Origin of the sequence: Ochrobactrum vermis (genome assembly GCF_002975205.1) — a bacterium.
Classification (GTDB): domain Bacteria; phylum Pseudomonadota; class Alphaproteobacteria; order Rhizobiales; family Rhizobiaceae; genus Brucella; species Brucella vermis.
This window is the reverse complement of the sequence record NZ_PCOC01000001.1, coordinates 1,825,889-1,849,388: the sequence shown is the minus strand read 5'-3', so window position 1 is coordinate 1,849,388 and position 23,500 is coordinate 1,825,889. Positions and strand designations below refer to the sequence as shown.

The window sequence follows — 23,500 nt, the reverse complement described above, 5'->3', positions numbered from 1 at the left end:
AATGATTCGCTTTTTAAGCGCGAATCAGGTGAGTCGCTCTTGACGTGTGGCGTAAATGACGGAATCACGACAGTTCGAACAAGGAAAAAGAACAGAACCGGTGATATCCGATGCTGTAACCAGCAAACTGGATCTGGGCCGGAAAAGTGGCGTTGTCTGGTCGACCGCCTGATCTGCCCACAAGAAATCGGAGATCATGAAGCCCGATACCGGTGGCAAGGTTAATCCGCCATTAACAGGAAATCGGCTACTCGCAGAATCAACCGACGGATTGCAACCTCGCAAAACTGTCCGAGAACTCTATATATCTTAGAAGCGACCGGGGTCGCCTGGAGAAGAACATATGGCAACGAAGGTTAAGGAAAACGAAGAAGCCGAAGTCGAGCGCGAAGGTGCCACCGACGGTCCGCTTCTCGACCTTTCTGACGATGCTGTCAAGAAGATGATCAAGCTCGCGAAGAAGCGCGGCTACGTCACCATGGACGAGCTGAACGCCGTGCTGCCTTCCGAGGAAGTGACATCTGAGCAGATCGAAGACACGATGTCGATGCTATCCGATATGGGCATCAATGTCGTTGAAGATGACGAGCAGGACAACGATCGCGAAGAAAACAGCGACGACGACTCGGAAGAAAGCAACGATCTGGTCGAATCCGGCGGCACGGCTGTTGCCACCACCACGACCAAGAAAGAGCCGACCGACCGTACCGACGATCCGGTGCGCATGTATCTGCGCGAAATGGGTTCCGTCGAGCTTCTGTCGCGCGAAGGCGAAATTGCTATCGCCAAGCGCATCGAGGCTGGCCGCGAAACGATGATCGCCGGGCTTTGCGAAAGCCCGCTGACCTTCCAGGCGATCATCATCTGGCGCGACCAGCTGAACGATTCCAATATTCTGCTGCGCGAGATCATTGACCTCGAAACCACCTATGCCGGTCCGGAAGCCAAGCAGGCCCCGGTGATCGAGCGCGTGGAAGAGGAAAAGCCGCGCGATGACAAGTCTCAGCGCCGCTCGCGTGACGACGACGATATTACCAATGTCGGCGGCGACATGCCCGCAGAAGAGGAAGAAGAGGACGAGGACGAAGCCAACCTGTCGCTGGCGGCCATGGAAGCCGAACTGCGCCCGCAGGTCATGGAAACCCTCGACCTCATCGCTGACACCTACAAGAAGCTGCGCAAGCTGCAGGACCAGCAGGTCGAAGGCCGTCTGGCCGCGACGGGTGAACTGTCGTCGAGCCAGGAGCGTCGCTACAAGGAACTGAAGGATCAGCTCATCAAGGCAGTGAAGTCGCTGTCGCTGAACCAGAACCGTATCGAACAGCTCGTCGAACAGCTCTACGACATCAACAAGCGTCTGGTGCAGAACGAAGGCAAGCTGCTGCGTCTGGCCGAATCTTTCGGCGTGCGTCGTGAGGAGTTCCTGAAGGAATATCAGGGCCACGAACTGGACCCGAAGTGGGTAGAGCGCGTTGGTACGCTTTCAGCCCGCGGCTGGAAAGAGTTCGCAGCCAAGGAAGCGCGCGCTATCGACCGTCTGCGTTCCGAAATCCAGATGCTGGCGACCGAAACCGCGATCTCGATCGGTGAGTTCCGCCGTATCGTCAATCAGGTGCAGAAGGGCGAACGCGAAGCGACCATCGCCAAGAAGGAAATGGTGGAAGCCAACCTTCGTCTGGTTATCTCGATTGCCAAGAAGTACACGAACCGTGGCTTGCAGTTCCTCGATCTCATTCAGGAAGGCAATATCGGCCTGATGAAGGCTGTCGACAAGTTCGAGTATCGCCGCGGTTACAAGTTCTCCACCTATGCGACCTGGTGGATTCGTCAGGCGATCACCCGTTCGATTGCCGATCAGGCGCGCACCATCCGTATTCCGGTGCACATGATCGAAACGATCAACAAGATCGTTCGTACGTCGCGCCAGATGCTGCATGAAATCGGTCGTGAACCGACGCCGGAAGAACTGGCCGAAAAGCTTGCCATGCCGCTCGAAAAAGTGCGCAAGGTGCTGAAGATCGCCAAGGAGCCGATCTCGCTCGAAACGCCGGTTGGCGACGAGGAAGATTCGCATCTGGGCGATTTCATCGAGGACAAGAACGCGCTTCTGCCAATCGATGCTGCCATTCAGGCCAATCTGCGCGATACGACGACCCGTGTTCTGGCTTCGTTGACGCCGCGTGAAGAACGCGTTCTGCGTATGCGCTTCGGCATCGGCATGAACACCGATCACACGCTGGAAGAAGTCGGTCAGCAGTTCTCGGTCACCCGCGAACGTATCCGCCAGATTGAAGCCAAGGCACTGCGCAAGCTGAAGCATCCAAGCCGTTCGCGTAAACTGCGTTCGTTCCTCGACAGCTAAGCGGGCCTCGATAGCTAAGCCGAACAAAAACATACGGGAAGGGGAGGCGATATGTCTTTTTTGAAGCGTCTTTTCGGTGGGGGCTCTGCCTCTGAGACACCGGCAGAGCCGAAAGAGGCTGGTCGCCTTGAGCACAAGGACTTTCTGATCATTGCTACGCCCTATAGCGAAGGCGGGCAGTATCAGGTCTGCGGCGTCATTTCCAAGACGATTGATGGCGAAGTGAAGGAATATCGTTTCGTTCGTGCCGACCGTTGCCCCGGCATCGAAGATGCCGCCAGCATCTCGCTGAACAAGGGACGGCAGATCGTGGATGAACAAGGTGAAGCTATTTTCCGCTGAACCGCCTGCAAGAAGATTGAAAAGCCGCGCATCACGATGCGCGGCTTTTTCTGTTTAGAGCGCATCCCGAAAAGAGTGAAACGGTTTTCGGATAAGATGCGCGTTAGAAATTATCAATGCGGGTGGCACACCAGAGCGACCATTTTGCGCACGACGGGCAGAATGGCGAGGAGGACCGGAAAAGCGATCACCCATGAAAGAGCCCATGCCGTCATCCAGCTCGAAGCGAGGTCGGGATGGGTAATGCCGAGGCTCTTGGCGGTGGCAATCAATGAGACGATGAATGTCATCATGATCGACAAGATGAAAGGCATCACAATAGATGCATAGCGTGCTGGCAGCTTTCTGCGGCGTGCGCATTCAAACTGAGACATATGTATTCCTGAATATTATGCGGGGAAGGCGCAACGAAACATCAATGCGAATTGCCGTTCCCGGCCAGATTGATGCGTTGCCTAACGTAAGACGCTTACGGTCATTGTGATGACGCCGGACTATTAACCCGGTAAGAATCTGATTTCAAGAGTTCTTGGAGCGTGTTTCAATCGGAATGAAGCAGACCGGCGCGACCCAACTTTTTGTTTTGACCCACATCTTATCCGAAAACCGCTTCACGCTTTTCGGGATGCGCTCCAGATGGCGGCGATTTGCCTATGCCATTCTCGACATAATTCCATTATACGCTGCATCATGAACGACAAACCATTCTGGCGCACCAAGACCCTGAACCAGCTCACCCGCAGCGAGTGGGAGAGCCTTTGTGACAGTTGTGGCCAATGCTGCCTGCATAAATTGCTCGACGACGACACCGACGAGATCTACTGGACGAGCGTAGCCTGCACGCTGCTCAATCCGGACAGCTGCCAGTGCCGTGATTATCCGAACCGGAAGAAGACAGTGCCGGACTGCGTTTTTCTGACACCGGAAATCGTTGATGAGGTGAACTGGCTGCCTGTGACCTGTGCATACCGTCTGGTTGCCGAAGGCTCAGATCTCTACTGGTGGCATCCGCTTGTTTCAGGCTCGCCCGAAACGGTGCACGAGGCTGGCATCTCCGTTCGCGGCAAGGTCACGGCTTTCGATCACGATCTGGAAGATGAGGACGACTATATCGACCATATGGTGATGCCGAGCCGCCGATGATGGCTCAACTGCGTTTTTCAAACATTGCGTAAATTTAATCTGCCCGTCCAATATCGCGGAATGGTTTTGGATCTATTGTAATTCATTGTTTTAATTGAATTTATTTCGATGCCATCCGGATATGCGCTCTGCATTGCGGAAAGCTGAACGGCACATGAACATGGGTTTTTCATTCTGTTCATCTATCGCGGACTAACTGTCGGGTGTCTCAGGCAAGACCTGAAAGCAAATCGAAAGAGGTTCCAAGATGTCTGCTATTTCGCTCAAGTCGTTCGTTGTAACCGCCGCTCTTGGCGTTGCCGCCATCTTCACGACGGCAGCTTCGGCCAATGCTGCATCGCCGGTTGTCACTCCGGCCGTCAGCACTTCGGCAAGCTCCGCTATCGTGAATGTTGACTACCGCGGCTACCACCATGGCCGTCCGGTCTATCGTGGCCGTGCCTGTTCCATTGAAGGCGCCAAGATGAAGGCCAACCGCATGGGCATCCGCAATGCGCGTGTCGTCTATCGCGGCAAGTCGGTTCAGGTTCGCGGTTTCCGTCACGGTCGCCCTGCCGGTGTCGTGTTTGCAAATGTACGTGGTTGCCCGATCATTCGCTAAGGCACATAGTTCAAAATTCAAAAGCCCCGGCCTGAGTAATTGGTCCGGGGCTTTTCTATACTGTTGGGCTAGAGAAAGGGCGCTGGTGCGCCCCTTTTTACGCGCCAGTCAGAATGCCGTTATTCCTTTATTTCGAAAACGACATTGACCGAAACGTTGTAGCTGTTTTCGCCGGCTGCAACAGGCACGGCATCTTCCGGCGCGCCAGCAGCCATGGTCTTGAACTGGGCGCGAGCGATTGGCATCGGCATTGGTGGGCGGCTCTGTTCGTTGATCTCAACGACGCGGCCAACGCCTACACCGGCAGCATCGGCAAGGGTCTTTGCCTTGGCGATGGCATCGGCAACGGCGCGCTTGCGCGCTTCGTTGATCGTCGCAGACGGGTTGTCGTTGACGAAGCTCAGATCACCGCCCTGATTGACGCCGAGCGTAACGGATTCATCAAGCACGTTTCCGACCTTGGCCAGATCGCGCACGCGCACCGTCAGGCTGTTTGAAACCGTGTAGCCGGTGATGCTCGGCTCTTTCAGGCCATTCTTGTCATCAGGATAGACATAGCGCGGCTGAATGCTGATGCCGCCGGTCTGCAGATCACGGTCTTCAATACCGGCTTTCTTCATGGCTTCGAGCACTTTTGCCATGGCTTCGTTATTGGCGGTCATGGCTTCGCGAGCGGTCTTCGCCTCGCGCAGCACAGAAAGATTGAGGATGGCCATATCGGGCGAGGCGGTCATGGTGCCTTCGCCGGTGACGGCGATACGCGCAGGCTGCTTCGTCATCTGATTCTCCTGTGCCAGAGCTGGCAGCGTCAGGGCGCCTGCGAGCATGATTGCAGAAAAGGAGGTTGCAAGAAGAGTGGTAGCGCGGTTGTTCATAAAATCTCCTGTAGAGAAAGTTGAGGCAGCTTTGGCGGAGCTGGTCGTGCCGATAAGGTCGACCGCTTTGCCTTTGAAATCATTTATTTCTTAAGTTCCCTCTTATGTCTGAAGCCAACGATATCAGATTCGAAATGCCTGCCAATTGCAACTGCCGGTTCAAATCAGAAACACCGTGGTTCTAGGTTGCATGCTTCGCAACTGAATATGTGCGCATTAGGGCAACTGATGCATTTGACAGCTTGTATCCCGGCTTTCTTTAGGGTAGGGCAAGGATGCGTGGGGCCTGTAGCTCAATTGGTTAGAGCCGGCGGCTCATAACCGCTTGGTTGGGGGTTCGAGTCCCTCCGGGCCCACCATTTTCTCCTTCCGTCAGCTTTGAAGCGATGGGCGATATCCCCGTTTGGAACCGCGCCTTGTTCGCGGTTCGGGCTTTCTCGAGAATCCGGTTTCTGACATCCTTCTTCAACAAGTACAGCCAGCCCGCTCGGTGTTGCCGATAGCCGTGTTTGCACAACGCTGCCTGCTTTATCAGGCTGGTGTTTTGGCTCTCATCGCAAACTTTCAACAAATTTTAGCAGTTCGTTAAGAAAATAGTAACGCAATGAAACAATTTTTTAAGTGACGTGAACTGGCAACAACATGGAGGTTTTGGGCGATGAGAAAAAATGCAGCCACCGTTACGCTGGCATTGGCAGGGTTGGTGGCGAGTTCTCTCGCGGCTTCAGCGAAGACGAGTTATTTGGGTGAATTCCGCGATTGGGGCGTTTACCAGAACACCGAGCTTGCGGGTAACAAGTGCTATGCTTTGACTGTACCGGTCAATTTTCATCCAACAGGCGTGCAGCACGGCGATAATTTCGTGATTATTTCCAAGGCAGACGGTCAATATAGCCCTCAATTGGTTATGGGATATCAGTTGAAGGCTGATAGCTCGGTCAATGTGATGGTGGATGACACCCGCTTTCCATTTTTCAGCGAGGGCAATCGCGCCTGGGCCGAAAATATTGGCGATGAAGCGAAGCTGATGCGGGCTATGCGTGCCGGCAAAACGCTCAAGGTGCAGGCGACATCCGCACGTGGTACGCAGACCCGCTATACGTTCTCCCTGATGGGGCTGTCGGCCTCCCTGCAGCGTGTTGACGGCTGCCGGTAGAAATCAAAAAGCCCTGCCATATGGCAGGGCTTTACTGTCAAGGGCGACTTTTTTACGAAAGCCAAATCTGGTTTACGAAAGCCAAGTCTGGCGATTGTACCAATCGTCCAGATCGGAACGTACGCGGTCTTTCTCTATACCGTAGCGTTCCTGAATTTTGCCTTCCAACTGCTCGCGCTGACCATCGATCTGATCGAGGTCGTCATCGGTGAGTTTACCCCATTGTTCCTTGATCTTGCCCTTGGCCTGTTTCCAGTTTCCTTCAACGCGATTCCAGTCCATTGGTCGGTCCTCCGTTCTGGGTTGGTTATGAATAACTAACGCGACGAGGCACGATTGGTTCAGCAAAAATTGCAAAAGCTGGTCAGAGACCGAGGAACTTGAAGGGCTCGCTTTCCTTGAAACTGTCATTGACGACGCCATTGAACGTGTTGGTTTGATTCACGCCAAGATCGAGTTTCTTGACCTTGCCGGTCTCCGGTGAAAAGTCGATTTCCTTCAGGTCAACCCAGAAAACATTGGGCGTCAAAGCGGATTCGAAGAAATAGAGTTTGCGCTTCTGATCGGCTACCGTCCGCCAGCGTGTCGATGAAATGTTCGGCTGGTCGGGCGTCGTCAGGCCGTAGGGGACCGAGGTGTTTCGAATGACGCTGAAAACACTGGCAATCGACTCAACAGGGTTCTCGGCTTTCGGGATGGCGTTCACGTAGAAGGAGGCGCGCGCGAAACGGTCGGCAGCGCGGTTGGTGCCGGGCAGCATGACGGTGCCGCCAATCTGGGTCCAGTAGGAATTGAGCGCCAGCTGCTCGTCATAGGTCGGCGAGTTGGTCATCACCTGATATTGCTTGCCGTGATGGATCACCTGCTTGCCGTTGATATACTCGATGACCGCACTGTCACCGCTGGAATCGGATATCGCCAGATGCAGCGTGGCCAGCCTGTCTTCGCCCGGCACCTTGTCCGTGACGATCGTGAATGGATCGGCGCTCAGGTTCTTGACCGCCTCATCGACTGTAGCAAAATTATCGAGCACATATTGCGCCCAGGCTGCAATGCTGAGACCCGGCGTGGTGCCGTCATATTTCGGATATTCGGATTCGACCAGCCACAGTGCGCCAACGGAAAGTCCCGCTTCGTTCAGCCCATCCGTGGTGGAGATATCATAACCGGAAGCAATGACGCTGCCATATTTGGAGGTCCACTGGATCGAGTTGTCGCCCGCCTCGCCAGAGCGCTTCATGCCGCGTGGAAAGGTCCAGAGATTGGTCGCGACATCCACTTTCCAGTCCATCGATCGCGCGGTCATCACCTGGTCGCTGACGCCGTGATATACGAAACGCGTGCATGCTTCGGCAATTGGCGCGACAAACATGCTGCCTGCGACCAGCGTAGTGGTGCAGATGCTGGAAAAAGACCGCTTCAAAATAGGCATGGATCGTCCCCTCTGTGGTGCCCTGTATTCTCTCGGGCAGGATACCCGCTTTTCATAGTGAATGGATGAATGCTCTCGCCAAGCGATATAAGGCGGTGATCGTTACCGGAAAGACAGTCAAACGTCTTTAACGCTCGCCCATATAACCGCGCTGCTTCCATTGCTGGAGCGGCATTATATCGGGCGGTCCGCCGCCTGCCTCATACCAGGAATCGACGGCCCATTTCTGGCCCTGCCTGTCCTCGATGACCGCTGTCCAGTGCGGGTAGCGACCATCGAAGAAAGCGCCGCGCGAAGTGCGTCGTGCAACGGTGTGATGCTTCAGCCAGCCGCGTGACTGCAGATAGCGCAGGAAGTTATCGGTATTGGTTGATTCATCGATGCAATCCATCTGGCCTTTTATGCGAGCCTTGCCGAACTGCATTCGAGGCTTGTCCCGAACGCCGATAGCTGCGGTGCCGCGCTGTTCGAAGATAGCAACTGCCGTTCGCAATGCCTTCCGTTCACTATCTGCGCTGCGGCTGCCACTTTGCAGAAGATTCCGGATGCGCTGCTGATCCTTCACGGTAAGCGTAACCTTGGTCCGGTAATGGCATTCATAGCCGTGACAGACGCTAAAGGTCTGCGCTGACGCTAGCCCGACCGGCAACACCAAGCCTATGAGAACACCAGCACCCAGCAGTTTTATCAAATCGCTGCTCCACGTTCGATTGGACGGATTTCCCTGCAATTTCAGCAAGATAAAATAGACCGAATCTCCCTATATCTTAGCCGTGCTTATGGGTGGTGAAAAGCAGGGACGGCTCAAGACGTTCCAGTCCCTGATAGGGATTGGCATGGATTGCGAGAATCCAGAGGCAGAAAGAGGCTGTGAGCGAATAAATGACGAGCGCCTTTACACCTGCCCGCACACGATCGGCATGGGTTGCTGCAATGGTTATAGCCGTGAGAAATGTCAGGGATAGTACGAGATACCATTTATAATAGTCGATCGAGGTCGACCCGACAGCCAGCCGGGTATTGCGTGCATCCTGCAGCGCATCGAAGTCGTTGATAAGCTGGGAGATAATCGGAGACGGGACGTCTGTGCGCGCCAGATTGATGATTTCCTGCCGGATATTCTGCAGCGCGGTTTCGACGGAGCCTGCCGGCTCGATGTTGATCTTGTCACGCCATTCGTCGTCGATGACGGCAAGACGATAGCCGGTCAGGGCGGTGGTGAGGTTCGGTGCGTTCAATATCTCTGTACTGGACGTTCCGATCAGGCGGGAAATGGCAGAGCGCTCTTCGCTGGTGGCCTGGTCTGCACGGGAATTGACGCTCCAGATGTCTGCTGCGACAAAACCCAGCGATAAAGCCCAGGCCGTTGCAATAGTACTGATGAAGGCCCCGATCGGGATGGACAGAGCATCGCTGGTTGCATGTTTGGAAAGCATGTCCAGCGCGGAACGTCCGACTGCATAAAATACAATGCCCAGTACGACGAAGGCCACAAAAGAAAGATAAATAGGCAGCTCGAAGATATAAGTCATGCATCCCCCACTTAGAGTATCTTACGCGTATTTTGTTCCAAAAAACGTTTCACAATTTTCGGGGTACGCGCCAGAGCCCCGATCTGATTCAATCGGACCGAAACGCGCTCAAATATACAGCTTCTTGGTCGCATTATTAGCAGAAGTCGTTGAATTTTACTTAGAGCGATCGATTTTCTGGTCGATAGCTGCTGCAGTTTCTCTACTATCCTTGAAACTGTTCCGGGTCTTTGTCTCGTGCGCGCCAGAAGGGGTAAAGGTGACGCTGGATAGCAAAAGACCCGCCGGTTTAGCGGCGGGTCGAACGACTGGAATTCATACTGTCGTGAATTAGAGCGCATCCCGAAAAGTGTGAAACGATTCTCGGGATGCGCGTTTAAGCAAATACTTGGAGCGCCAATCTGATTCAATCAGATCGAAACGCGCTCTAGAATGTAACGGAGAAACCGATGACAGGCCCATGCTGGGTCACGTCATACTTGAATTTCTCTACCGTATCGTTGTCCTTGTAATCCTGATAAAGTGCCCGATAACCGACGCGGAATGTCGTCGGCACATCGAAAACTAGCGTGCGATAACCGAGATAGATCTGGCCATTGGCGCTGAGCTTGGTTCCTGCGCCGAAGCCGCCGATGTCGGCTTCCGCGAAAATGTTCCACCGGTCGTTGATATCGTAGAAGACGCGCGTACCTACGAAAGGATCGGTCCACTCGACCTTGCGCGACCCGCTGAAGCGGCCGACTTCGAGGCCGGCTTCCAGCTTCGTCCAGCGAACGCCGATGGTGGGTTCGATTGCGAAAATACGCTGGTTTCCGAAAAGTGTCGTTCCCTCGAGCTGCTGTTCATAGATGCGATAGTAAGCGCCACCTGCCAGGGTCGTGGTCTTGATGTCGAGAGCAAGCTCGTTGTCGCGGAGATTTTCATCCTGGCTGGTTTTGACATACTGCCCGTCGATGAAAAAGCCGACCGTACCGTTGCCGACATCGACATTGCCCATGAAGCTCATGTCGAGATTATCGAAAATCTCGCTGAAGGGGACGTTCACATCAGTGCTGCGACCCAGCAGACCGGCGCTGCCGTTCAGTGACGCTCCCCAGACATAAGGGCTGAAAATCACACGCCATCGCTGCTGATCCTGGATTTCTGGTTGTGGCGCCACAGCATCCGCGGCGAGCGATGCCGTTGATGCAGCTAATAAAACAGAAGATGCTAATATAATACTGCTGGTATATTTTCTCAGTAGATTCCCGTTCTGGTTATGCGACCTTCTGTTTCTCACTGAAAAACCCCCTATCATATGTATTAGCAAAATCAGCAATACATCGGATTAAAAACTTACCCCCATATATATGTTAATCATCTCGCAAGATAAACTGAAATTTGATCTTTATACTAAGGTTTGTTGTGTTGACTCTCATCGATAGCGATAATTTATTCGAAACGGGAGCAGCGCCTCTTTTTCTTCAATGAGGTGAGGCGGGGGAAGTCAGTTTGACAAAACTTGAAATGACAAATCGTGGAGTAACGAGGTCATCATGAAAACGAAACAGTCTATCTGGAAGTCGTCTCGCCGGATGTTTGCACGAGGTGTTGCAACTGGGCTCATGGCTGCCGCCCTGGTTGTTCCTCAAGCGGCTTTCGCCTGCACCAGCTTCGTTCTCCCGACGAGTGATGGTGGCATGGTTTATGGGCGCACAATGGAATTTGCGTTCGAACTCAAGTCCGATATGATCGTCGTCCCGCGGAACTATGCGTTCACGGCGACTGCCGCCGACGCAAAGCCCGGCAAGCAATGGAAGAGCAAATACGCTGTGATCGGTATGAATGCCTTTGGTATTCCGGCACTCACCGACGGCATGAACGAGAAAGGGCTTGCCGGCGGCATCCTCTATTTCCCGGATTTCGCCAAGTTCCAGGACCCTTCCACGGCCAAGCCAGAAGACAGTCTTGCTCCGTGGGATGTTCTAAGCTGGGCTCTGACCAATTTCTCAACCGTCGCTGAAGTCAAGGATGCGCTGGCCAGTGTTGCCGTCATTGATGTCAAGCAGGCCAATATGGGTTTCACGCCGCCAGTGCACTATACGTTGCATGACGCTACGGGGGCATCGATCGTCATCGAGCCGGTGGATGGCAAGCTGAAGGTTTATGATAATCCGCTCGGGGTGATGACGAATTCACCCTCCTTCGACTGGCATATGACCAATTTGCGTAATTATGTTCACCTGTCGCCGGAAAACACCAAGCCGCTCAAAGTCAATGGCGCTACTTTCCAGCCTTTAGGGGAGGGCTCGGGTATGCTGGGCGTGCCTGGCGATACGACGCCTCCATCAAGGTTCGTGCGTGCAACGAGTTTCGTTCTGTCTGCGGCGAAGGTGCCAAGCGGCCCGCAAAGTGTACGGTTGGCCGAGCACATCACGAACAACTTTGATATTCCCAAAGGCTGGATCGTGGAGCCGGGTGCGCCACTCGAATACACGCAGTGGACGGCCATCGCCGACATGAAGAACATGACTTATTACGTCAAGACCTACGATGATCAGGTCCTTCGCGGCGTATCGTTTAAAGATTATGATCTTGGAGCCAAGGATCTGGTGACGATCAAGATGCAGCCACGGCTGGATCCGCCGGCCTTGACTGCCAAGTAAGCCTTATCGAGAACTGAGAACTCGGAGCGCCGGTCTGATTGAAGCAGCCCGGCGCTTTTTAACCAGCATAGTATTCCCAACAAAGCCGTTTCATCCTCTTTCAGGATGGGGGCGTTTACGGTTCACCAGGTTCCCGGCTACGGAACGTCGTCGGAAGCAGTCGGGCCGCCCTCGTTTTCCAGATTGGCAATACGTCTGGTTTCCGAACGGTTGAATTTCAAACGTACACCGGCGCCGCCGCCATTTTCTGGAATGAATTGCGCCCCGGCTTTTTCCAGCGCGTCCGCGAGTCCCGAAATCTGCTCATCCGTTGGCTGGCCCAGCTTGCGCTCAAACCGTTCGATTATCTGTGCGTCGATGCCGGACAATTGCGCCAAACGCTCGCGGGAGAATTCCACGAGCGCCCTCGCGGCACGGCATTGAGGTCCAGTTATCATCGTCTAGTTCTCCCCTTGCAATCACGTATGAAAGACAAATTCTGGAAGTGTATCGCGGTATGAGGTGCATCTTATCTGATCAAAGCGGGATCAGAAATTATCCAGACAGACTGATTTTCCTGCGTGGGTACTTCATGTTTTTGCAGAAATTGTTCCTAATGGTGGTCAGAATTGCCGCCCTTTTTTCCAGCGCCGTTGATAATCATTTCGAGCAGCCACGGCTTATGGTCGATTATTTCGGAGAGTTCATGCAGGCCGATTTGCGAACCGGCTTCCTTGAGCAGCGCGTCGGCGACAGAGGCCGATCCATTCTTGCCTTCCTGTGCCATGCGATGCGCGCGCCGGATCAGAAGCTCCGGCTGTGAAAAACTGCTCTCGGCAAGTCTTTTCTCTATTCGACGCTGTAGCTCTTCCGGAGCAATCATCTGTTGAATTTCCTCATTCCTGAAGCGGGAGCAACCGATGGCGATATGCAGCCCTCACTATGAATTTATGTTGAGATAAAGTTTTTGCCACGTGACAATTCGTACAAATCAGGCGTTCTGGAAGATTTTACTGGACGGACAGGTGTTTGAGGTCGCAGGTCTGTCCTACTTTAGTATCATGGATTAGTAACGAAATATTTCAGCACATCAAATCCGCAAATTAGCCAATTTATTGCCACGCTTTCTCTTGTTTGCATCTGGCAAGCTACTTACATAGCCGTTACGCCTTGGCGGGAAGAGCAGTGGTCAGGTAGAGCGCGTAACGAGAAGCGGTTTTCGCTTCGCGGATAACATGCGCTGCCGTGGCCGGTGCCTGTCCGTTTGATAAACAATAATAATTCGATGGTTTGAAATGGCCACTCTTCGTTATTTTATTTGGCCCATGGTTTTTACCGTATTGGGTCTCGCAGGTGCCGTTTGGCTCGGTTACGAAATGACCGGCACTTTTGGGGGAATGGTCTCCGTCTTCATCATTTGTGCGGTTTTGAGCGTTCTCGAAATTTCGCTTTCTTTCGATAATGCTATCGTGAATGCCCGCATCCTGCGCGACATGACGCCCGAATGGCAGCATCGCTTCCTGACCTGGGGCATTATCATTGCTGTTTTCGGCATGCGCATCATCTTTCCGCTGGCCATCGTTGCGGTTGCCATGTGGACCGATCCGATCTCGGCGCTGAAGCTTGCGATCTGGCAGCCGGATGAATATGCCCGCGTGATCTCGGATTCGCATACAGGCATCGCTGCCTTTGGCGGCACATTCCTGCTGATGGTCGGTATGAAGTACTTCTTCGATGTCGAGAAGGATGTGCACTGGATCAAAGCCATCGAAAGCCGCATGTCGAGGTTCGCTTCGGTCCAGGGTGTCGAGATTGGCGTCGCAATCGCCCTGATCATCTTCTTTTCCTACCAGCTGGATGCCGAGCATTCGCACACATTCCTGATCGCAGCCCTGTTCGGTCTTCTGACCTTCCTTGCCGTTGAAGGATTGGGTGAGGTTCTGGACGCGACGCAGGAGCAGATGGACATGGTCCATCGCGGTGGTCTGGGCGCCTTCATCTATCTTGAAGTGCTTGATGCCAGCTTTTCCTTCGATGGCGTAATCGGCGCGTTTGCGCTGACCACGAACCTGTTCATCATCGCGATCGGCCTCGGTATCGGCGCATTTTATGTGCGTTCGCTCACCATCATGCTTGTCGAGCGCAAGACGCTTGGCCAGTACCGCTATCTCGAACATGGCGCTTTCTATGCGATCCTGGTTCTTGCGGTCATCATGTATGTCCAGACGCTGGTGCATATTCCGGAAGTCATCACTGGCCTTATCGGTGCGGCTTTGATCGGCCTCTCGTTCATGTCTTCGCTGCGCTACAACCGGCTCAATCCGAACTGGCAGGAAGAAGCAGAAGAGGCAACAGGGCATTAAAGCCGCCTTGTGTCACAGGATCAAAAGGGCAGCCTCTCGCTGCCCTTTTTTGTTGGCCTTGACCGAATCACTGGAGTTGAAGACCATCATCGAATGCGAGTGACATCGCTTTCATGCCGAGATTGCTTTCAGGGGACATGATCGGTGCGCTGCGGCCAATTCGGGGAGAGACGTTTCCATGATCGTAACACGGTTGAGCAAAACTGCCTTCGTGGCGGCGATTGCCTTTTTCGCGACGCTGGTTTCGTTCGGTAACATTACCGATTACGACACCAATTTCGGGTTCGTGCAGCACGTCCTGATGATGGACACTATCTTTCCCGATGCCACGATCAAATATCGCGCCATCGCTAGTCCGATGCTGCACAATGCCGCCTATGTGCTTATCATCGCGGCTGAAACGCTGACGGCAATCCTGTGCTGGATAGGAGCGTTTGCGATGCTTGGCCGTCTGACTGACCGGGCGGTCAGTTTCAACCGCTCCAAGAAATGGGCGATTGCCGGTCTGTCGCTCGGCTTTCTGGTCTGGCAGGTCGGCTTCATGTCGGTTGGCGGAGAATGGTTCGGCATGTGGATGTCGCAAACATGGAACGGGATCGAATCCGCATTCCGGTTCTTCATCACAATCATTGCCGTATTGATCTTTGTCGTGCTGCCGGACGGCGAACTGGAATAGTATGCTATAACAGGTGCGAAGCCGAAGCAGGCTCGTCGATCAGTTCGACGCCAGCCTGCTTCATCTTCTGCAGCATGATGTCCATCGAGCCGTTGAGATCGATCCCGCGACATGCATCCAGACGGACGCGCACCTGAAAGCCTTCGGCCATGGCGTCAAGCGCCGAGTAGGCTACGCAGAAGTCGGTAGCCAGCCCCACCAGCGTGAGCGAGCCGATGTTGCGTTCGCGCAGATACCCACCAAGACCGGTCGGTGTGCTGCGGTCGTTTTCGAAGAATGCCGAATAGCTGTCTATGCCGATGCGAAAGCCTTTGCGAAGGACGAGCTGGGCCCGCATCCATTGCAGGTCAGCGTGGAAATCCGCGCCGTGACTGCCCTGAACGCAATGGTCGGGCCAGAGCGTCTGCAGGCCATAGGCCATTTCGATCGTGTCGAAGGGCTTGGCGTGGGAATGGGTCGATGCGAAGCTTGAATGATTGGCTGGATGCCAGTCCTGTGTGAGGATGACGTGCTCGCTTTCGTCGATCAGCCGGTTGACGGTGGGAATGATTTCGTCACCGCGATTAACCGCCAGCGCACCGCCGGGGCAGAAATCATTCTGTACGTCGATTACCACAAGTGCATGACCGATCATGGAGTGCTCCCGCTTTGCTCATTGCGTTATTGACTATAGCCAGACAGGTTTCGCGAGACCAGCAGTAAGCCGTGTTCTGGTATAACGTCGGCAAGAGTGCTACGGACGGCTCAAACCAAAACCAGACAGGAAACCGTCATGACCGACGTAATCGTGCGCGACAGCAATGGCACTCAACTGAATGACGGCGATTCCGTCACGCTCATCAAAGACCTGAAGGTCAAGGGAACATCCACGACCCTGAAGCGGGGAACACTGGTCAAGGGGATTCGCCTCACCGGAAATCCCGACGAAGTCGATTGCAGCACCAAGCAGGTCAAGGGGCTGGTACTGCGGACCGAGTTTCTCAAGAAGGCCTGATTTTAGAGCGCGCATCACGAAAGCTGTTTCACACTTTTCGCGATGTGCTCTAAGCATCAATCTCCACACGACCGCGGGGGCGGCTGCAACAGGCGAGGATATAGCCCTCGGCGATTTCATCGTCGCGAATGCCGCCATTGTGGGTCATCTCGGTCTCGCCGCCGAGGCATTTCACTTTGCAGGTGCCGCAGATTCCAAACTCGCAGGCGCTCGGAATCTTGAGGCCGCCATTGCGTGCGGCAAGCAGGATCGTGTCGTTTTCAGTGCATTCGACTTCCACACCGGAAAGGCTGAAGACGACGCTTGCGGCTGCAACTGCCGGAGCCGGGGCAGCGCTGGGAATGCTTGGCGTTTCGGAGAGCGACGAAGGCACCGGAACCGATGAAATTTCGCTGGCTGGTTGAAAGCTCTCCTGATGGTAGTTGGCCATGTTGAAACCGGCATCTTCCAGCAGGCCCCGCACACCGTTCATGAACGGTTCCGGTCCGCAGCAGAAAACCTTGCGATGCAGGAAATCGGGTGCAAGCAATTCAAGCCGGGCGCGGTCGATGCGTCCGTGAAGGCCCAGCCAGACATGGCGCGCCGACGACTGCTCGACGATGAAGGCCAGATGCATTGCTTCCATGCGGCCGGCCAGCAGTTCCAGTTCGCGCCGGAAAATGATGTCGTCCGGGCTACGTGCGCAATTGATGAAAGCCAGGTCGGTTGCAGGTGCGCAGTCGAAAAGCCAGCGCGTCATGGAGACCATTGGCGTGATGCCGGAACCGGCGGAAACGAAAAGATATTTTTCGCCCGGATGGTTGGCGAGGGAGAAGTCGCCGTTTGGCCCATAAGCCTTGATCTTCATCGGCGGGCGCAGATTGTCGAGCATCCAGCGTGTGCCGATGCTGTCTTTTTGCGCCTTGACCGTGACGGAGACGTGGTAGGGACGGGAAGGGGTCGAGGACAGCGTATAGGTCCGAAGCACCGGGCCGAGACCGTCCGCCCTTTCAATCGGCAGTTCGAGTGTGACGAACTGGCCCGGCGTATAGCGGAACCAGTTGTCCTCGGCGGTCTTGAAGGAGAAGGTCATCACGTCTGGCGCTTCTTCGATGGCCGAAATGCATTCCAGCATCTGCAACCTGTCGTTCCACGGCAGCATCTCGTCCAGATATTTCAGAGGCTGCATGGCCTTCTCACTTCTCGATTCGCATTACGATTTCAGGCGACGCGGCTGAGCTTTGCCGTTTCGCCACGCAGACGCGGTGTAATGGTGTTGGTGTACCATTCGAGGAACTGCATCACACCGCCTTCATGCTCGACCGAATAAGGGCCGGGCTGATAGGCGGGTGAACGAATGCCGACCGCATTTTCTTCGACGATCTGCCTATCCTGATCATTGGTCTGAATCCAGACATGTGTCAGTTCGTCGAGATCGTAATCGACGCCTTCAACAGCATCCTTGTGGACGAGCCATTTGGTGGTGACTAGCGTTTCCTCCGCACTGATCGGCAGCACGCGGAAGGAAATTGCGTGATCCGCCATCAGGTGGTTCCACGTCGATGGATAGTTGAACAGCAGCATTGCGCCGATATTCGTATTGCCAGCCACCTGATCGCTCAAGGCTTTCTTGACAGCCGCCTTGCCTGACATGGTATAGCTCACAGCATCGCGCAGAAGCGGAATGCGGGTGATGCGATAACGACCGTCTTCCGACATGTTGAATTCCGCAGGCAGACCGACGCTGTTGCAATTCTTCCAGAGCTGGTTGATCTCGGGGTCTTCCATCACACCTTGCACGCCGGTTGCAGACGGAGCTTCCGGGTAGGTGCGGCAGAGTTCGGGATGGTTCGCGGCGCAGTGATAGCACTCGCGGTTGTTTTCCCAGACGAGCTTCCAGTTGCCCTTCTCGATGATGGAGCTTTCGAAAGCGACCTTTGCGTCCTTGATATTGTGCGGCGCGAGATAAGGCTCAACGAGATTGCGGAAGGCACCGAAATCGGGTGCTTCGTCAGCGACGCAGACATAGATATAGCCGGCGACGGTTTCGCAATGAACCGGCTTCAGGCCATATTCGGCAGGTTTGAAGTCCGGGCCAACCTGACGTGCAAAGAGCAGGCGTCCGTCCAGTTCGTAGGTCCACTGGTGATAAGGGCAGACGAGCTTTGCAGCGGTTCCCTTTTCAGCGGCGCAAATGCGCGAGCCGCGATGACGGCAGGAATTGTGGAAAGCACGAATGCCACCCTGCGCATCGCGAACGATGACGACGGGATACGCGCCGATCTGCACGGTCATGTAGGAACCGGTTTTCGGCAATTCGCAATCGTGACCGACAAACAGCCAGTCCTTGTAGAAAATATTCTCCAGATCCAGCTTGTGATATTCTGGATCGGTGTAGAATTTCTGCTCCAGGCTGAAATTGGGGTCGCGCCCGGTCAACAGCCCCAGCATTTCGTTGCGAACGTCCATAGCCTCGAACCCTTGCTTTCCATCTTGGATCTGCCCTTTGCTGTTCTCCCAGCGACTAAGGCTCGATCCGGTGTTCCTTTTGTCTTCCGGAAGCACGGCTTGTCCCGTTATCTCAATAGCTTGCCCACATCTCCCGAGGTCTGTGAACTGGCTTCCGTTATGCTGATTCAATCACTGAACTATTCTAAACGCGCATTGGGATGCGACATGGTTTTCGCGTAAAGACGACACGCCAAAATGTCGCTTTTGCGGCGTGACCAGATCGTTGCAAATGTGTGTTACAACCGCCCTCGGAGCGTTTCCGGGATTGCAAATTGGTTTAAAAGCCAGTTACCACGTCAACCTATCCCAATCTGTTTCATACCATGGGAGGCTCGGTGGCCATGAAACGTTCTGAAATCAACGAAATCATCCGCGAAAGCGACGCATTCATCCGTTCTTTCGGCTACGTTATGCCGCCTTTCGCTTACTGGTCGCCCGACGAACTCAAGGCGCGGACCTCTTCAGATGCGCACGCCATTCGCGATGCACGTCTCGGCTGGGATATTACGGATTACGGGCAGGGCAAGTTCGCTGATCTCGGCCTGTTCCTCTTCACCACGCGCAACGGCAATGCCGAGGACCTCAAGCGCGGGGGCGGAATGCTTTATGCCGAAAAGATCATGATTTCGCGCAAGAACCAGCTTTCGCCGATGCATCGCCATGTGGTGAAAGCCGAGGACATCATCAATCGCGGCGGCGGCACGCTGGTGCTGGAACTGTTCAACTCACTGCCAGACGGCAGTGTGGATGAAGAAACTGACGTGACAGTTGCAACGGATGGACGTCTTGTGACGCAGAAGGCTGGCGCTCATCTGAAGCTTCAGCCGGGTGAAAGCGTGACGTTGCTGCCTGGCAACTGGCATGCCTTCTGGGGCGAGGGCGGCGATGTGTTGATCGGCGAGGTTTCCACCGTCAACGATGACCTGACCGATAATATTTTCCGCGAGCCGATCGGCCGCTTTTCGAATATCGAAGAAAACGAGAAGCCGCTGCATCTTCTGGTATCCGACTACGACAAATGGCTGTGAACCTACCGATATTTCGGCTCTGGTTGCCTGCAAATGGCGTTGTTTTGCGCTTCCGGTGCTTATGTAACTTTAAGTACATTATGCTCCGGGGCTCCAAAGCGACCATTGTCGGCGAACCGAAACTGGAGTTTCGACAGGCTCTCACGAAGGCAAACTGAAGGACTGAACCTATGAAGCTGGCGATGATCGGAACGGGCTATGTGGGGCTGGTTTCGGGTGTGTGTTTTGCCGAATTCGGCTTTCACGTTACCTGCGTCGACAAGAACCCGTCGATCATCGAGCGGCTGACAGCCGGGAAGGTCACGATTTTCGAGCCGGGGCTCGATGAACTGATGACCCGCAATATTCGCGATGGCCGGCTGGAGTTCAGTACCGATCTTCCAGCAAGCGTCGCCGATGCCGACGTCATCTTCATCGCGGTCGGCACGCCGTCCCGTCGCGGCGACGGCGAGGCGGACCTGCAATATATCGAAGCGGCTGCAGATGAAATTGCAGCCGCCATGAAGCCCGGCGCCGTGGTCGTTATCAAGTCGACGGTGGTGGTCGGCACCAATGCGCGCATCCGCGACCGTATCAAGGCTGCTCGTCCAGGTGTGCCGTTCTCTATGGTGTCCAATCCGGAATTCCTGCGGGAAGGTTCGGCTATTGAAGACTTCATGCGACCTGACCGTGTGGTCGTTGGCGTCGAGGATGAGAGCGGCAAGACGGCAATGCAGCGCCTTTATCGTCCGCTCTATCTGCGCGAGACGCCAATGGTCGTCACATCGCTGGAAAACGCGGAAATCATCAAATATGCGGCCAATGCCTTTCTGGCCATGAAGGTGACTTTCATCAACGAAGTGGCCGATCTTTGCGAAAAGACCGGCGGCAACGTGCAGGAAGTGGCGCGCGCCATCGGCATGGACAATCGCATCGGCTCGAAATTCCTCCATGCGGGTCCGGGCTTTGGCGGATCGTGCTTTCCGAAGGATACGCGTGCCTTCGCTGCGACCGGCAAAAAATATGCGGCACCGCAATCGCTGATTGAGCAAGTCATTGCGGTCAATGAGGTGCGCAAACAGTCGATGGCTGAACGGATCGTGGCTGCTGCCAAGGAGAACGGTGCGGATACCGTTGCCGTTCTCGGCGTTGCCTTCAAACCGAACACGGATGATATTCGCGAGTCACCGGCGCTCGATATTATCGCGGCCATTCAGAAGGCCGGGATCAAGGTTCAGGCGCATGATCCGGAAGCCATGGACGCTGCCAGGGCGGTGCTTCCCGATGTCGTCTGGTGCAATTCGGCTTACGAAGCGGCAAAGGGAGCGGGCGTCGTCGCCCTGCTGACGGAATGGAACGCTTATCGTGCGCTTGATCTGAAACGCGTGGCAGGTGTCATGGCCGGAAATGTGCTGATTGATCTGCGCAATGTCTACAAGGCAGAAGACATTGCAGGCACCGGGCTCGATTATCGGTCGGTCGGCCGGACGCTTCCGGCCTGACCAGAGCATTTCCAGCAAAAGTGGAAACCGGTTTTGCGTCCGGAAATACTCTAGAAATTCCGGGGAGTTTACTCCCCGGTCGTCGGCCGCTTTTTCTCGTTGGCGATGAGCCAGAGATTGCGAATATAGACGACGAGGCCAAGTCCTTGGCCTGCGATAAATACAGGATCCTTGCGCTGGATCGCGTAGATCAACAGCAAGGTGCCACCGAAAAGCGAGAAGAACCAGAAGGCGACCGGCATGACGCTGCGCTTCGCCTTTTCGGAAGCGAGCCATTGCACGACGAAGCGCATGGTGAAGCAGGCCTGGGCGATGAATCCCAGCACAATCCAGCCGTCCCACTGCGCCACGAATACCTCATGCAGCCACTGCGACAGACTGTTGAAAATATCAGTCATGGGTGATCTCCCTCACGCGGGGAACGACCTTGCGACGCTTCCGCAGCCACCAGACGCCATAAAGATCCAGAATGCCGCGCATTCCACGGTCTAGAATACCGTAATTGGACTTGCCGTGGCGGCGTTCGCGATCGATGACATCGACATGCACGACGTCGAAGCCCTCGCGGATTGCCAACGCAGGCAGATAGCGATGCCATCCATCGAAGAAAGGCAATTGCCGGAAGAGGTCGGTGCGCAGCGCTTTCAGGCCGCAGCCGGAATCGCGTGTCTTGTCTTTCAGAATCGCACCACGCAGATTGTTGGCAAAACGAGACGAAAGCTGCTTGAGTTTCGTATCCGTGCGCTTGAGACGCTGTCCGGCCGCAATGCCGTAGTCAGGCCCAGCCTTCATCAATGCATCTGCCAGAACGGGAAGGTAGGCGGGGTTGTTCTGTCCGTCGCCGTCCATCGTCACGACAATCGGGCCGCGCGCTGCAAACACACCGGAGCGCACTGCGGCGCTCTGGCCTGATGACCGGTCGTGGCGCAGATGGCGAAGCGGCTTGCCCGCATGGATGCGGCCTGCAAGCACATCGCTGGTTGAGTCCGTCGAACCGTCGTCGACGACGATGACTTCGTATGCGCGGCCCTGCATGGCGGCATCGACTTCATCCAGCAGGAATGCAAGATTGTCGGCTTCGTTGCGGCAGGGGATAACCACAGAAATCGTCGGTGTGTCCAAGCGGAGTGTTCCTTTATTCCTCGCGCTATCTGCATAAGCTCGGCTTTCCTGCCCGGAAATCCGATAACGCGCAAGGCGCGCTCCATAGCATTGATTGGATGGCAAAGCCAAGGCGGTTCAAGTAATCGTGAGTTCAGGCCTGGATAATAGCTCGATTGATCGATTGACTGCCGTTTTTTAGCCGGACATTGCAGGATACGGAAGAGCATCTGCAAGCCAATCCAGAAAATTCTGCGTCACCTGATCTCGGTTGATCTCGTTGAGGCTCTCATGTCGGGTGCCGGGCAGGATCGTGCAATTGACGTGTTCGAAGCCCATTTTCCGCATTCTCTCTGCCAGCCTGCGCACAGCCGCACCGTTTGCTGTTGCCGGATCTTCCGCACCGCCAACAAGGTTAAACGGCATGTTTCGCGGGACTTTCGAGAAGTTCCGGTCGTCTGCACCACGGCGGATCAAGCGGAAAATATCGATCCACAGCGCTACGCTGGCATCGAAGCCACAGAGCGGATCTGCGACATAGGCATCGACTTCAGCCGGATCGTGCGAAAGCCAGTCGAATAGCGTGCGGTGGCCTTGCATGGACCGGCCCCAGGCGCGGAATGTCATTTTCGGCAGAATGGTGCTGGGGACATCCGAGCCTTTCAGCATGCGCTCCATATAAAGAAGTGCCAGCGCTGCGGCACTTTCCGCTCCACCATCGAAATTTGCGTTCCAGATCGCCGCCGCATCGACTGTATCGGCGTAGTTCTGAACGTAGTTCAGCGCGATCAGTCCGCCCATGGAATGGCCGAAAAGAACGACTGGCAAGCCCGGATGGCTCTCGTGAATATGGCGGTTGAGCGTCCGCACATCCTCGATAGCCACAACATGGCCCATCTTCTGTGCGAACATGCCCTTGGGTGTATGAGGACCGATATTATTCCCGTGCCCCCGGTGGTCGTGGATATAGACGTGGTAGCCCGCCGCGACCAATGCCGAGGCAAAGCGTTCGTACCGCGCGGAATGTTCGGCGAGGCCGTGACATATCTGGACGACTGCTCGCGGCCTGTTGGCGCAGACGGCGCGGAACGGGAGTTCTGATTTGTCTGAAACCGACAGACGATGAATGGTTTTGAATGTCATTTCGTCATCTGATTTTATGCCGTGCAAATAGTCAATCTCCCGCGATGCGGCGTCGTTATAACAGGCACAGGAGCTCGGAGTGAATGAATTTTAGGCAATTGCGTTTTTTGTGCAGATTCCGCTTGAAAAGCGCAGAAGCTTAAGCAAATCTAGCTCG

Annotated in this window: 26 protein-coding genes and 1 tRNA gene; 12 read left to right on the top strand and 15 right to left on the bottom strand. The window is 54.9% G+C overall.

The window, feature by feature from the left end:
- Window positions 1–343: 343 nt before the first annotated feature.
- Window positions 344–2,362 (top strand): RNA polymerase sigma factor RpoD, encoded by a 2,019-nt coding sequence (gene rpoD / locus CQZ93_RS09175; protein WP_105542292.1) that lies wholly within the window; start codon window positions 344–346, stop codon window positions 2,360–2,362.
- Window positions 2,363–2,413: 51 nt separating this feature from the next.
- Entirely contained in the window at window positions 2,414–2,704 is a 291-nt protein-coding gene (locus CQZ93_RS09170; protein ID WP_010659675.1) for an HlyU family transcriptional regulator, read from the top strand.
- 113 nt (window positions 2,705–2,817) lie between these two features.
- Here CQZ93_RS09170 and CQZ93_RS09165 read toward each other — a convergent pair whose 3' ends face one another.
- The gene (locus CQZ93_RS09165) at window positions 2,818–3,078 is read right to left on the bottom strand and encodes a DUF2798 domain-containing protein (protein ID WP_105542291.1); all 261 of its coding nucleotides are present in this window, start codon (window positions 3,076–3,078) and stop codon (window positions 2,818–2,820) included.
- Between the two features lie 316 nt (window positions 3,079–3,394).
- Here CQZ93_RS09165 and CQZ93_RS09160 point away from each other — a divergent pair, with 316 nt between their 5' ends.
- Both CQZ93_RS09160 and CQZ93_RS09155 read left to right on the top strand, forming a co-directional pair.
- A complete protein-coding gene (locus CQZ93_RS09160) occupies window positions 3,395–3,847 on the top strand; it encodes a YcgN family cysteine cluster protein (protein ID WP_105542290.1) in 453 nt (150 codons plus the stop codon).
- Between the two features lie 247 nt (window positions 3,848–4,094).
- Window positions 4,095–4,448, top strand: coding sequence for an antifreeze protein (locus tag CQZ93_RS09155; protein WP_105542289.1), 354 nt, complete (start codon window positions 4,095–4,097; stop codon window positions 4,446–4,448).
- Window positions 4,449–4,567: 119 nt separating this feature from the next.
- Here CQZ93_RS09155 and CQZ93_RS09150 read toward each other — a convergent pair whose 3' ends face one another.
- On the bottom strand, window positions 4,568–5,323 hold the full coding sequence (locus CQZ93_RS09150; protein ID WP_105542288.1) for an SIMPL domain-containing protein: 756 nt from the start codon (window positions 5,321–5,323) through the stop codon (window positions 4,568–4,570).
- A gap of 282 nt (window positions 5,324–5,605) precedes the next feature.
- Between CQZ93_RS09150 and CQZ93_RS09145 the strand changes: the two genes are divergently transcribed.
- A tRNA-Ile gene (locus CQZ93_RS09145) sits at window positions 5,606–5,682 on the top strand.
- 299 nt (window positions 5,683–5,981) lie between these two features.
- Entirely contained in the window at window positions 5,982–6,479 is a 498-nt protein-coding gene (locus CQZ93_RS09135) for an invasion associated locus B family protein (RefSeq protein ID WP_105542286.1), read from the top strand.
- A gap of 72 nt (window positions 6,480–6,551) precedes the next feature.
- Here the strand turns inward: CQZ93_RS09135 and CQZ93_RS09130 are convergent, their stop codons facing one another.
- The 5 genes from CQZ93_RS09130 to CQZ93_RS09110 all read right to left on the bottom strand — a co-directional run bounded on the left by CQZ93_RS09130 (window position 6,552) and on the right by CQZ93_RS09110 (window position 10,560).
- Window positions 6,552–6,761 (bottom strand): CsbD family protein, encoded by a 210-nt coding sequence (locus tag CQZ93_RS09130; RefSeq protein ID WP_105542285.1) that lies wholly within the window; start codon window positions 6,759–6,761, stop codon window positions 6,552–6,554.
- Between the two features lie 82 nt (window positions 6,762–6,843).
- Complete coding sequence (locus CQZ93_RS09125; protein ID WP_105542284.1) at window positions 6,844–7,911, bottom strand: linear amide C-N hydrolase; 1,068 nt, start codon at window positions 7,909–7,911, stop codon at window positions 6,844–6,846.
- A gap of 127 nt (window positions 7,912–8,038) precedes the next feature.
- A complete protein-coding gene (locus tag CQZ93_RS09120) occupies window positions 8,039–8,599 on the bottom strand; it encodes a hypothetical protein (RefSeq protein ID WP_105543245.1) in 561 nt (186 codons plus the stop codon).
- Window positions 8,600–8,678: 79 nt separating this feature from the next.
- Window positions 8,679–9,443 carry a bestrophin-like domain gene (locus CQZ93_RS09115; RefSeq protein ID WP_105542283.1) on the bottom strand — a complete coding sequence of 255 codons (765 nt, stop codon included), beginning with the start codon at window positions 9,441–9,443 and terminating at the stop codon, window positions 8,679–8,681.
- A gap of 427 nt (window positions 9,444–9,870) precedes the next feature.
- A complete protein-coding gene (locus tag CQZ93_RS09110) occupies window positions 9,871–10,560 on the bottom strand; it encodes a hypothetical protein (RefSeq protein WP_422616094.1) in 690 nt (229 codons plus the stop codon).
- A gap of 418 nt (window positions 10,561–10,978) precedes the next feature.
- On the opposite strand from CQZ93_RS09110, the gene CQZ93_RS09105 reads away from it, so the two are divergent.
- Window positions 10,979–12,088: a linear amide C-N hydrolase gene (locus CQZ93_RS09105; protein WP_105542282.1), complete on the top strand. Its 1,110-nt coding sequence runs from the start codon at window positions 10,979–10,981 to the stop codon at window positions 12,086–12,088.
- Between the two features lie 137 nt (window positions 12,089–12,225).
- Here the strand turns inward: CQZ93_RS09105 and CQZ93_RS09100 are convergent, their stop codons facing one another.
- Entirely contained in the window at window positions 12,226–12,525 is a 300-nt protein-coding gene (locus CQZ93_RS09100; protein WP_105542281.1) for a helix-turn-helix domain-containing protein, read from the bottom strand.
- A gap of 155 nt (window positions 12,526–12,680) precedes the next feature.
- The gene (locus CQZ93_RS09095) at window positions 12,681–12,950 is read right to left on the bottom strand and encodes a hypothetical protein (protein WP_105542280.1); all 270 of its coding nucleotides are present in this window, start codon (window positions 12,948–12,950) and stop codon (window positions 12,681–12,683) included.
- Window positions 12,951–13,362: 412 nt separating this feature from the next.
- Here CQZ93_RS09095 and CQZ93_RS09090 point away from each other — a divergent pair, with 412 nt between their 5' ends.
- Together CQZ93_RS09090 and CQZ93_RS09085 are read left to right on the top strand one after the other, a co-directional pair.
- Window positions 13,363–14,430 carry a DUF475 domain-containing protein gene (locus tag CQZ93_RS09090; RefSeq protein WP_105542279.1) on the top strand — a complete coding sequence of 356 codons (1,068 nt, stop codon included), beginning with the start codon at window positions 13,363–13,365 and terminating at the stop codon, window positions 14,428–14,430.
- A gap of 178 nt (window positions 14,431–14,608) precedes the next feature.
- The gene (locus CQZ93_RS09085; RefSeq protein ID WP_105542278.1) at window positions 14,609–15,106 is read left to right on the top strand and encodes a DUF2165 family protein; all 498 of its coding nucleotides are present in this window, start codon (window positions 14,609–14,611) and stop codon (window positions 15,104–15,106) included.
- A gap of 4 nt (window positions 15,107–15,110) precedes the next feature.
- Here CQZ93_RS09085 and pncA read toward each other — a convergent pair whose 3' ends face one another.
- Window positions 15,111–15,740, bottom strand: a complete 630-nt coding sequence (gene pncA / locus CQZ93_RS09080) for a bifunctional nicotinamidase/pyrazinamidase (RefSeq protein WP_105542277.1) — start codon at window positions 15,738–15,740, stop codon at window positions 15,111–15,113.
- Window positions 15,741–15,878: 138 nt separating this feature from the next.
- On the opposite strand from pncA, the gene CQZ93_RS09075 reads away from it, so the two are divergent.
- On the top strand, window positions 15,879–16,100 hold the full coding sequence (locus tag CQZ93_RS09075; protein ID WP_010659694.1) for an alkylphosphonate utilization protein: 222 nt from the start codon (window positions 15,879–15,881) through the stop codon (window positions 16,098–16,100).
- 49 nt (window positions 16,101–16,149) lie between these two features.
- Here the strand turns inward: CQZ93_RS09075 and CQZ93_RS09070 are convergent, their stop codons facing one another.
- Both CQZ93_RS09070 and CQZ93_RS09065 read right to left on the bottom strand, forming a co-directional pair.
- Window positions 16,150–17,268 carry an FAD-binding oxidoreductase gene (locus CQZ93_RS09070; protein WP_105542276.1) on the bottom strand — a complete coding sequence of 373 codons (1,119 nt, stop codon included), beginning with the start codon at window positions 17,266–17,268 and terminating at the stop codon, window positions 16,150–16,152.
- Window positions 17,269–17,300: 32 nt separating this feature from the next.
- A complete protein-coding gene (locus CQZ93_RS09065) occupies window positions 17,301–18,548 on the bottom strand; it encodes an aromatic ring-hydroxylating oxygenase subunit alpha (protein ID WP_105542275.1) in 1,248 nt (415 codons plus the stop codon).
- Window positions 18,549–18,931: 383 nt separating this feature from the next.
- Here CQZ93_RS09065 and CQZ93_RS09060 point away from each other — a divergent pair, with 383 nt between their 5' ends.
- Both CQZ93_RS09060 and CQZ93_RS09055 read left to right on the top strand, forming a co-directional pair.
- Window positions 18,932–19,618 carry a D-lyxose/D-mannose family sugar isomerase gene (locus tag CQZ93_RS09060; RefSeq protein WP_105542274.1) on the top strand — a complete coding sequence of 229 codons (687 nt, stop codon included), beginning with the start codon at window positions 18,932–18,934 and terminating at the stop codon, window positions 19,616–19,618.
- Between the two features lie 170 nt (window positions 19,619–19,788).
- Window positions 19,789–21,099 (top strand): UDP-glucose dehydrogenase family protein, encoded by a 1,311-nt coding sequence (locus CQZ93_RS09055; protein ID WP_105542273.1) that lies wholly within the window; start codon window positions 19,789–19,791, stop codon window positions 21,097–21,099.
- 68 nt (window positions 21,100–21,167) lie between these two features.
- Here the strand turns inward: CQZ93_RS09055 and CQZ93_RS09050 are convergent, their stop codons facing one another.
- From CQZ93_RS09050 to CQZ93_RS09040, 3 genes are all read right to left on the bottom strand, one after another.
- The gene (locus CQZ93_RS09050) at window positions 21,168–21,497 is read right to left on the bottom strand and encodes a lipid-A-disaccharide synthase N-terminal domain-containing protein (protein ID WP_105542272.1); all 330 of its coding nucleotides are present in this window, start codon (window positions 21,495–21,497) and stop codon (window positions 21,168–21,170) included.
- Window positions 21,490–22,221, bottom strand: a complete 732-nt coding sequence (locus CQZ93_RS09045; protein WP_105542271.1) for a glycosyltransferase family 2 protein — start codon at window positions 22,219–22,221, stop codon at window positions 21,490–21,492. The genes CQZ93_RS09050 and CQZ93_RS09045 overlap by 8 nt, the downstream gene beginning before the upstream one ends.
- A gap of 177 nt (window positions 22,222–22,398) precedes the next feature.
- Window positions 22,399–23,343 (bottom strand): alpha/beta fold hydrolase, encoded by a 945-nt coding sequence (locus tag CQZ93_RS09040; RefSeq protein ID WP_105542270.1) that lies wholly within the window; start codon window positions 23,341–23,343, stop codon window positions 22,399–22,401.
- Window positions 23,344–23,500: the final 157 nt, after the last annotated feature.

Excerpts from the sequence above, each read along its gene's own strand:
- rpoD (WP_105542292.1), top strand. The coding sequence starts at position 344 with ATGGCAACGAAGGTTAAGGAAAACGAAGAAGCCGAAGTCGAGCGCGAA.
- CQZ93_RS09170 (WP_010659675.1), top strand. The coding sequence starts at position 2,414 with ATGTCTTTTTTGAAGCGTCTTTTCGGTGGGGGCTCTGCCTCTGAGACA.
- CQZ93_RS09165 (WP_105542291.1), bottom strand. The coding sequence starts at position 3,078 with ATGTCTCAGTTTGAATGCGCACGCCGCAGAAAGCTGCCAGCACGCTAT.
- CQZ93_RS09160 (WP_105542290.1), top strand. The coding sequence starts at position 3,395 with ATGAACGACAAACCATTCTGGCGCACCAAGACCCTGAACCAGCTCACC.
- CQZ93_RS09155 (WP_105542289.1), top strand. The coding sequence starts at position 4,095 with ATGTCTGCTATTTCGCTCAAGTCGTTCGTTGTAACCGCCGCTCTTGGC.
- CQZ93_RS09150 (WP_105542288.1), bottom strand. The coding sequence starts at position 5,323 with ATGAACAACCGCGCTACCACTCTTCTTGCAACCTCCTTTTCTGCAATC.
- CQZ93_RS09135 (WP_105542286.1), top strand. The coding sequence starts at position 5,982 with ATGAGAAAAAATGCAGCCACCGTTACGCTGGCATTGGCAGGGTTGGTG.
- CQZ93_RS09130 (WP_105542285.1), bottom strand. The coding sequence starts at position 6,761 with ATGGACTGGAATCGCGTTGAAGGAAACTGGAAACAGGCCAAGGGCAAG.
- CQZ93_RS09125 (WP_105542284.1), bottom strand. The coding sequence starts at position 7,911 with ATGCCTATTTTGAAGCGGTCTTTTTCCAGCATCTGCACCACTACGCTG.
- CQZ93_RS09115 (WP_105542283.1), bottom strand. The coding sequence starts at position 9,443 with ATGACTTATATCTTCGAGCTGCCTATTTATCTTTCTTTTGTGGCCTTC.
- CQZ93_RS09105 (WP_105542282.1), top strand. The coding sequence starts at position 10,979 with ATGAAAACGAAACAGTCTATCTGGAAGTCGTCTCGCCGGATGTTTGCA.
- CQZ93_RS09100 (WP_105542281.1), bottom strand. The coding sequence starts at position 12,525 with ATGATAACTGGACCTCAATGCCGTGCCGCGAGGGCGCTCGTGGAATTC.
- CQZ93_RS09095 (WP_105542280.1), bottom strand. The coding sequence starts at position 12,950 with ATGATTGCTCCGGAAGAGCTACAGCGTCGAATAGAGAAAAGACTTGCC.
- CQZ93_RS09090 (WP_105542279.1), top strand. The coding sequence starts at position 13,363 with ATGGCCACTCTTCGTTATTTTATTTGGCCCATGGTTTTTACCGTATTG.
- CQZ93_RS09085 (WP_105542278.1), top strand. The coding sequence starts at position 14,609 with ATGATCGTAACACGGTTGAGCAAAACTGCCTTCGTGGCGGCGATTGCC.
- pncA (WP_105542277.1), bottom strand. The coding sequence starts at position 15,740 with ATGATCGGTCATGCACTTGTGGTAATCGACGTACAGAATGATTTCTGC.
- CQZ93_RS09075 (WP_010659694.1), top strand. The coding sequence starts at position 15,879 with ATGACCGACGTAATCGTGCGCGACAGCAATGGCACTCAACTGAATGAC.
- CQZ93_RS09070 (WP_105542276.1), bottom strand. The coding sequence starts at position 17,268 with ATGCAGCCTCTGAAATATCTGGACGAGATGCTGCCGTGGAACGACAGG.
- CQZ93_RS09065 (WP_105542275.1), bottom strand. The coding sequence starts at position 18,548 with ATGGACGTTCGCAACGAAATGCTGGGGCTGTTGACCGGGCGCGACCCC.
- CQZ93_RS09060 (WP_105542274.1), top strand. The coding sequence starts at position 18,932 with ATGAAACGTTCTGAAATCAACGAAATCATCCGCGAAAGCGACGCATTC.
- CQZ93_RS09055 (WP_105542273.1), top strand. The coding sequence starts at position 19,789 with ATGAAGCTGGCGATGATCGGAACGGGCTATGTGGGGCTGGTTTCGGGT.
- CQZ93_RS09050 (WP_105542272.1), bottom strand. The coding sequence starts at position 21,497 with ATGACTGATATTTTCAACAGTCTGTCGCAGTGGCTGCATGAGGTATTC.
- CQZ93_RS09040 (WP_105542270.1), bottom strand. The coding sequence starts at position 23,343 with ATGACATTCAAAACCATTCATCGTCTGTCGGTTTCAGACAAATCAGAA.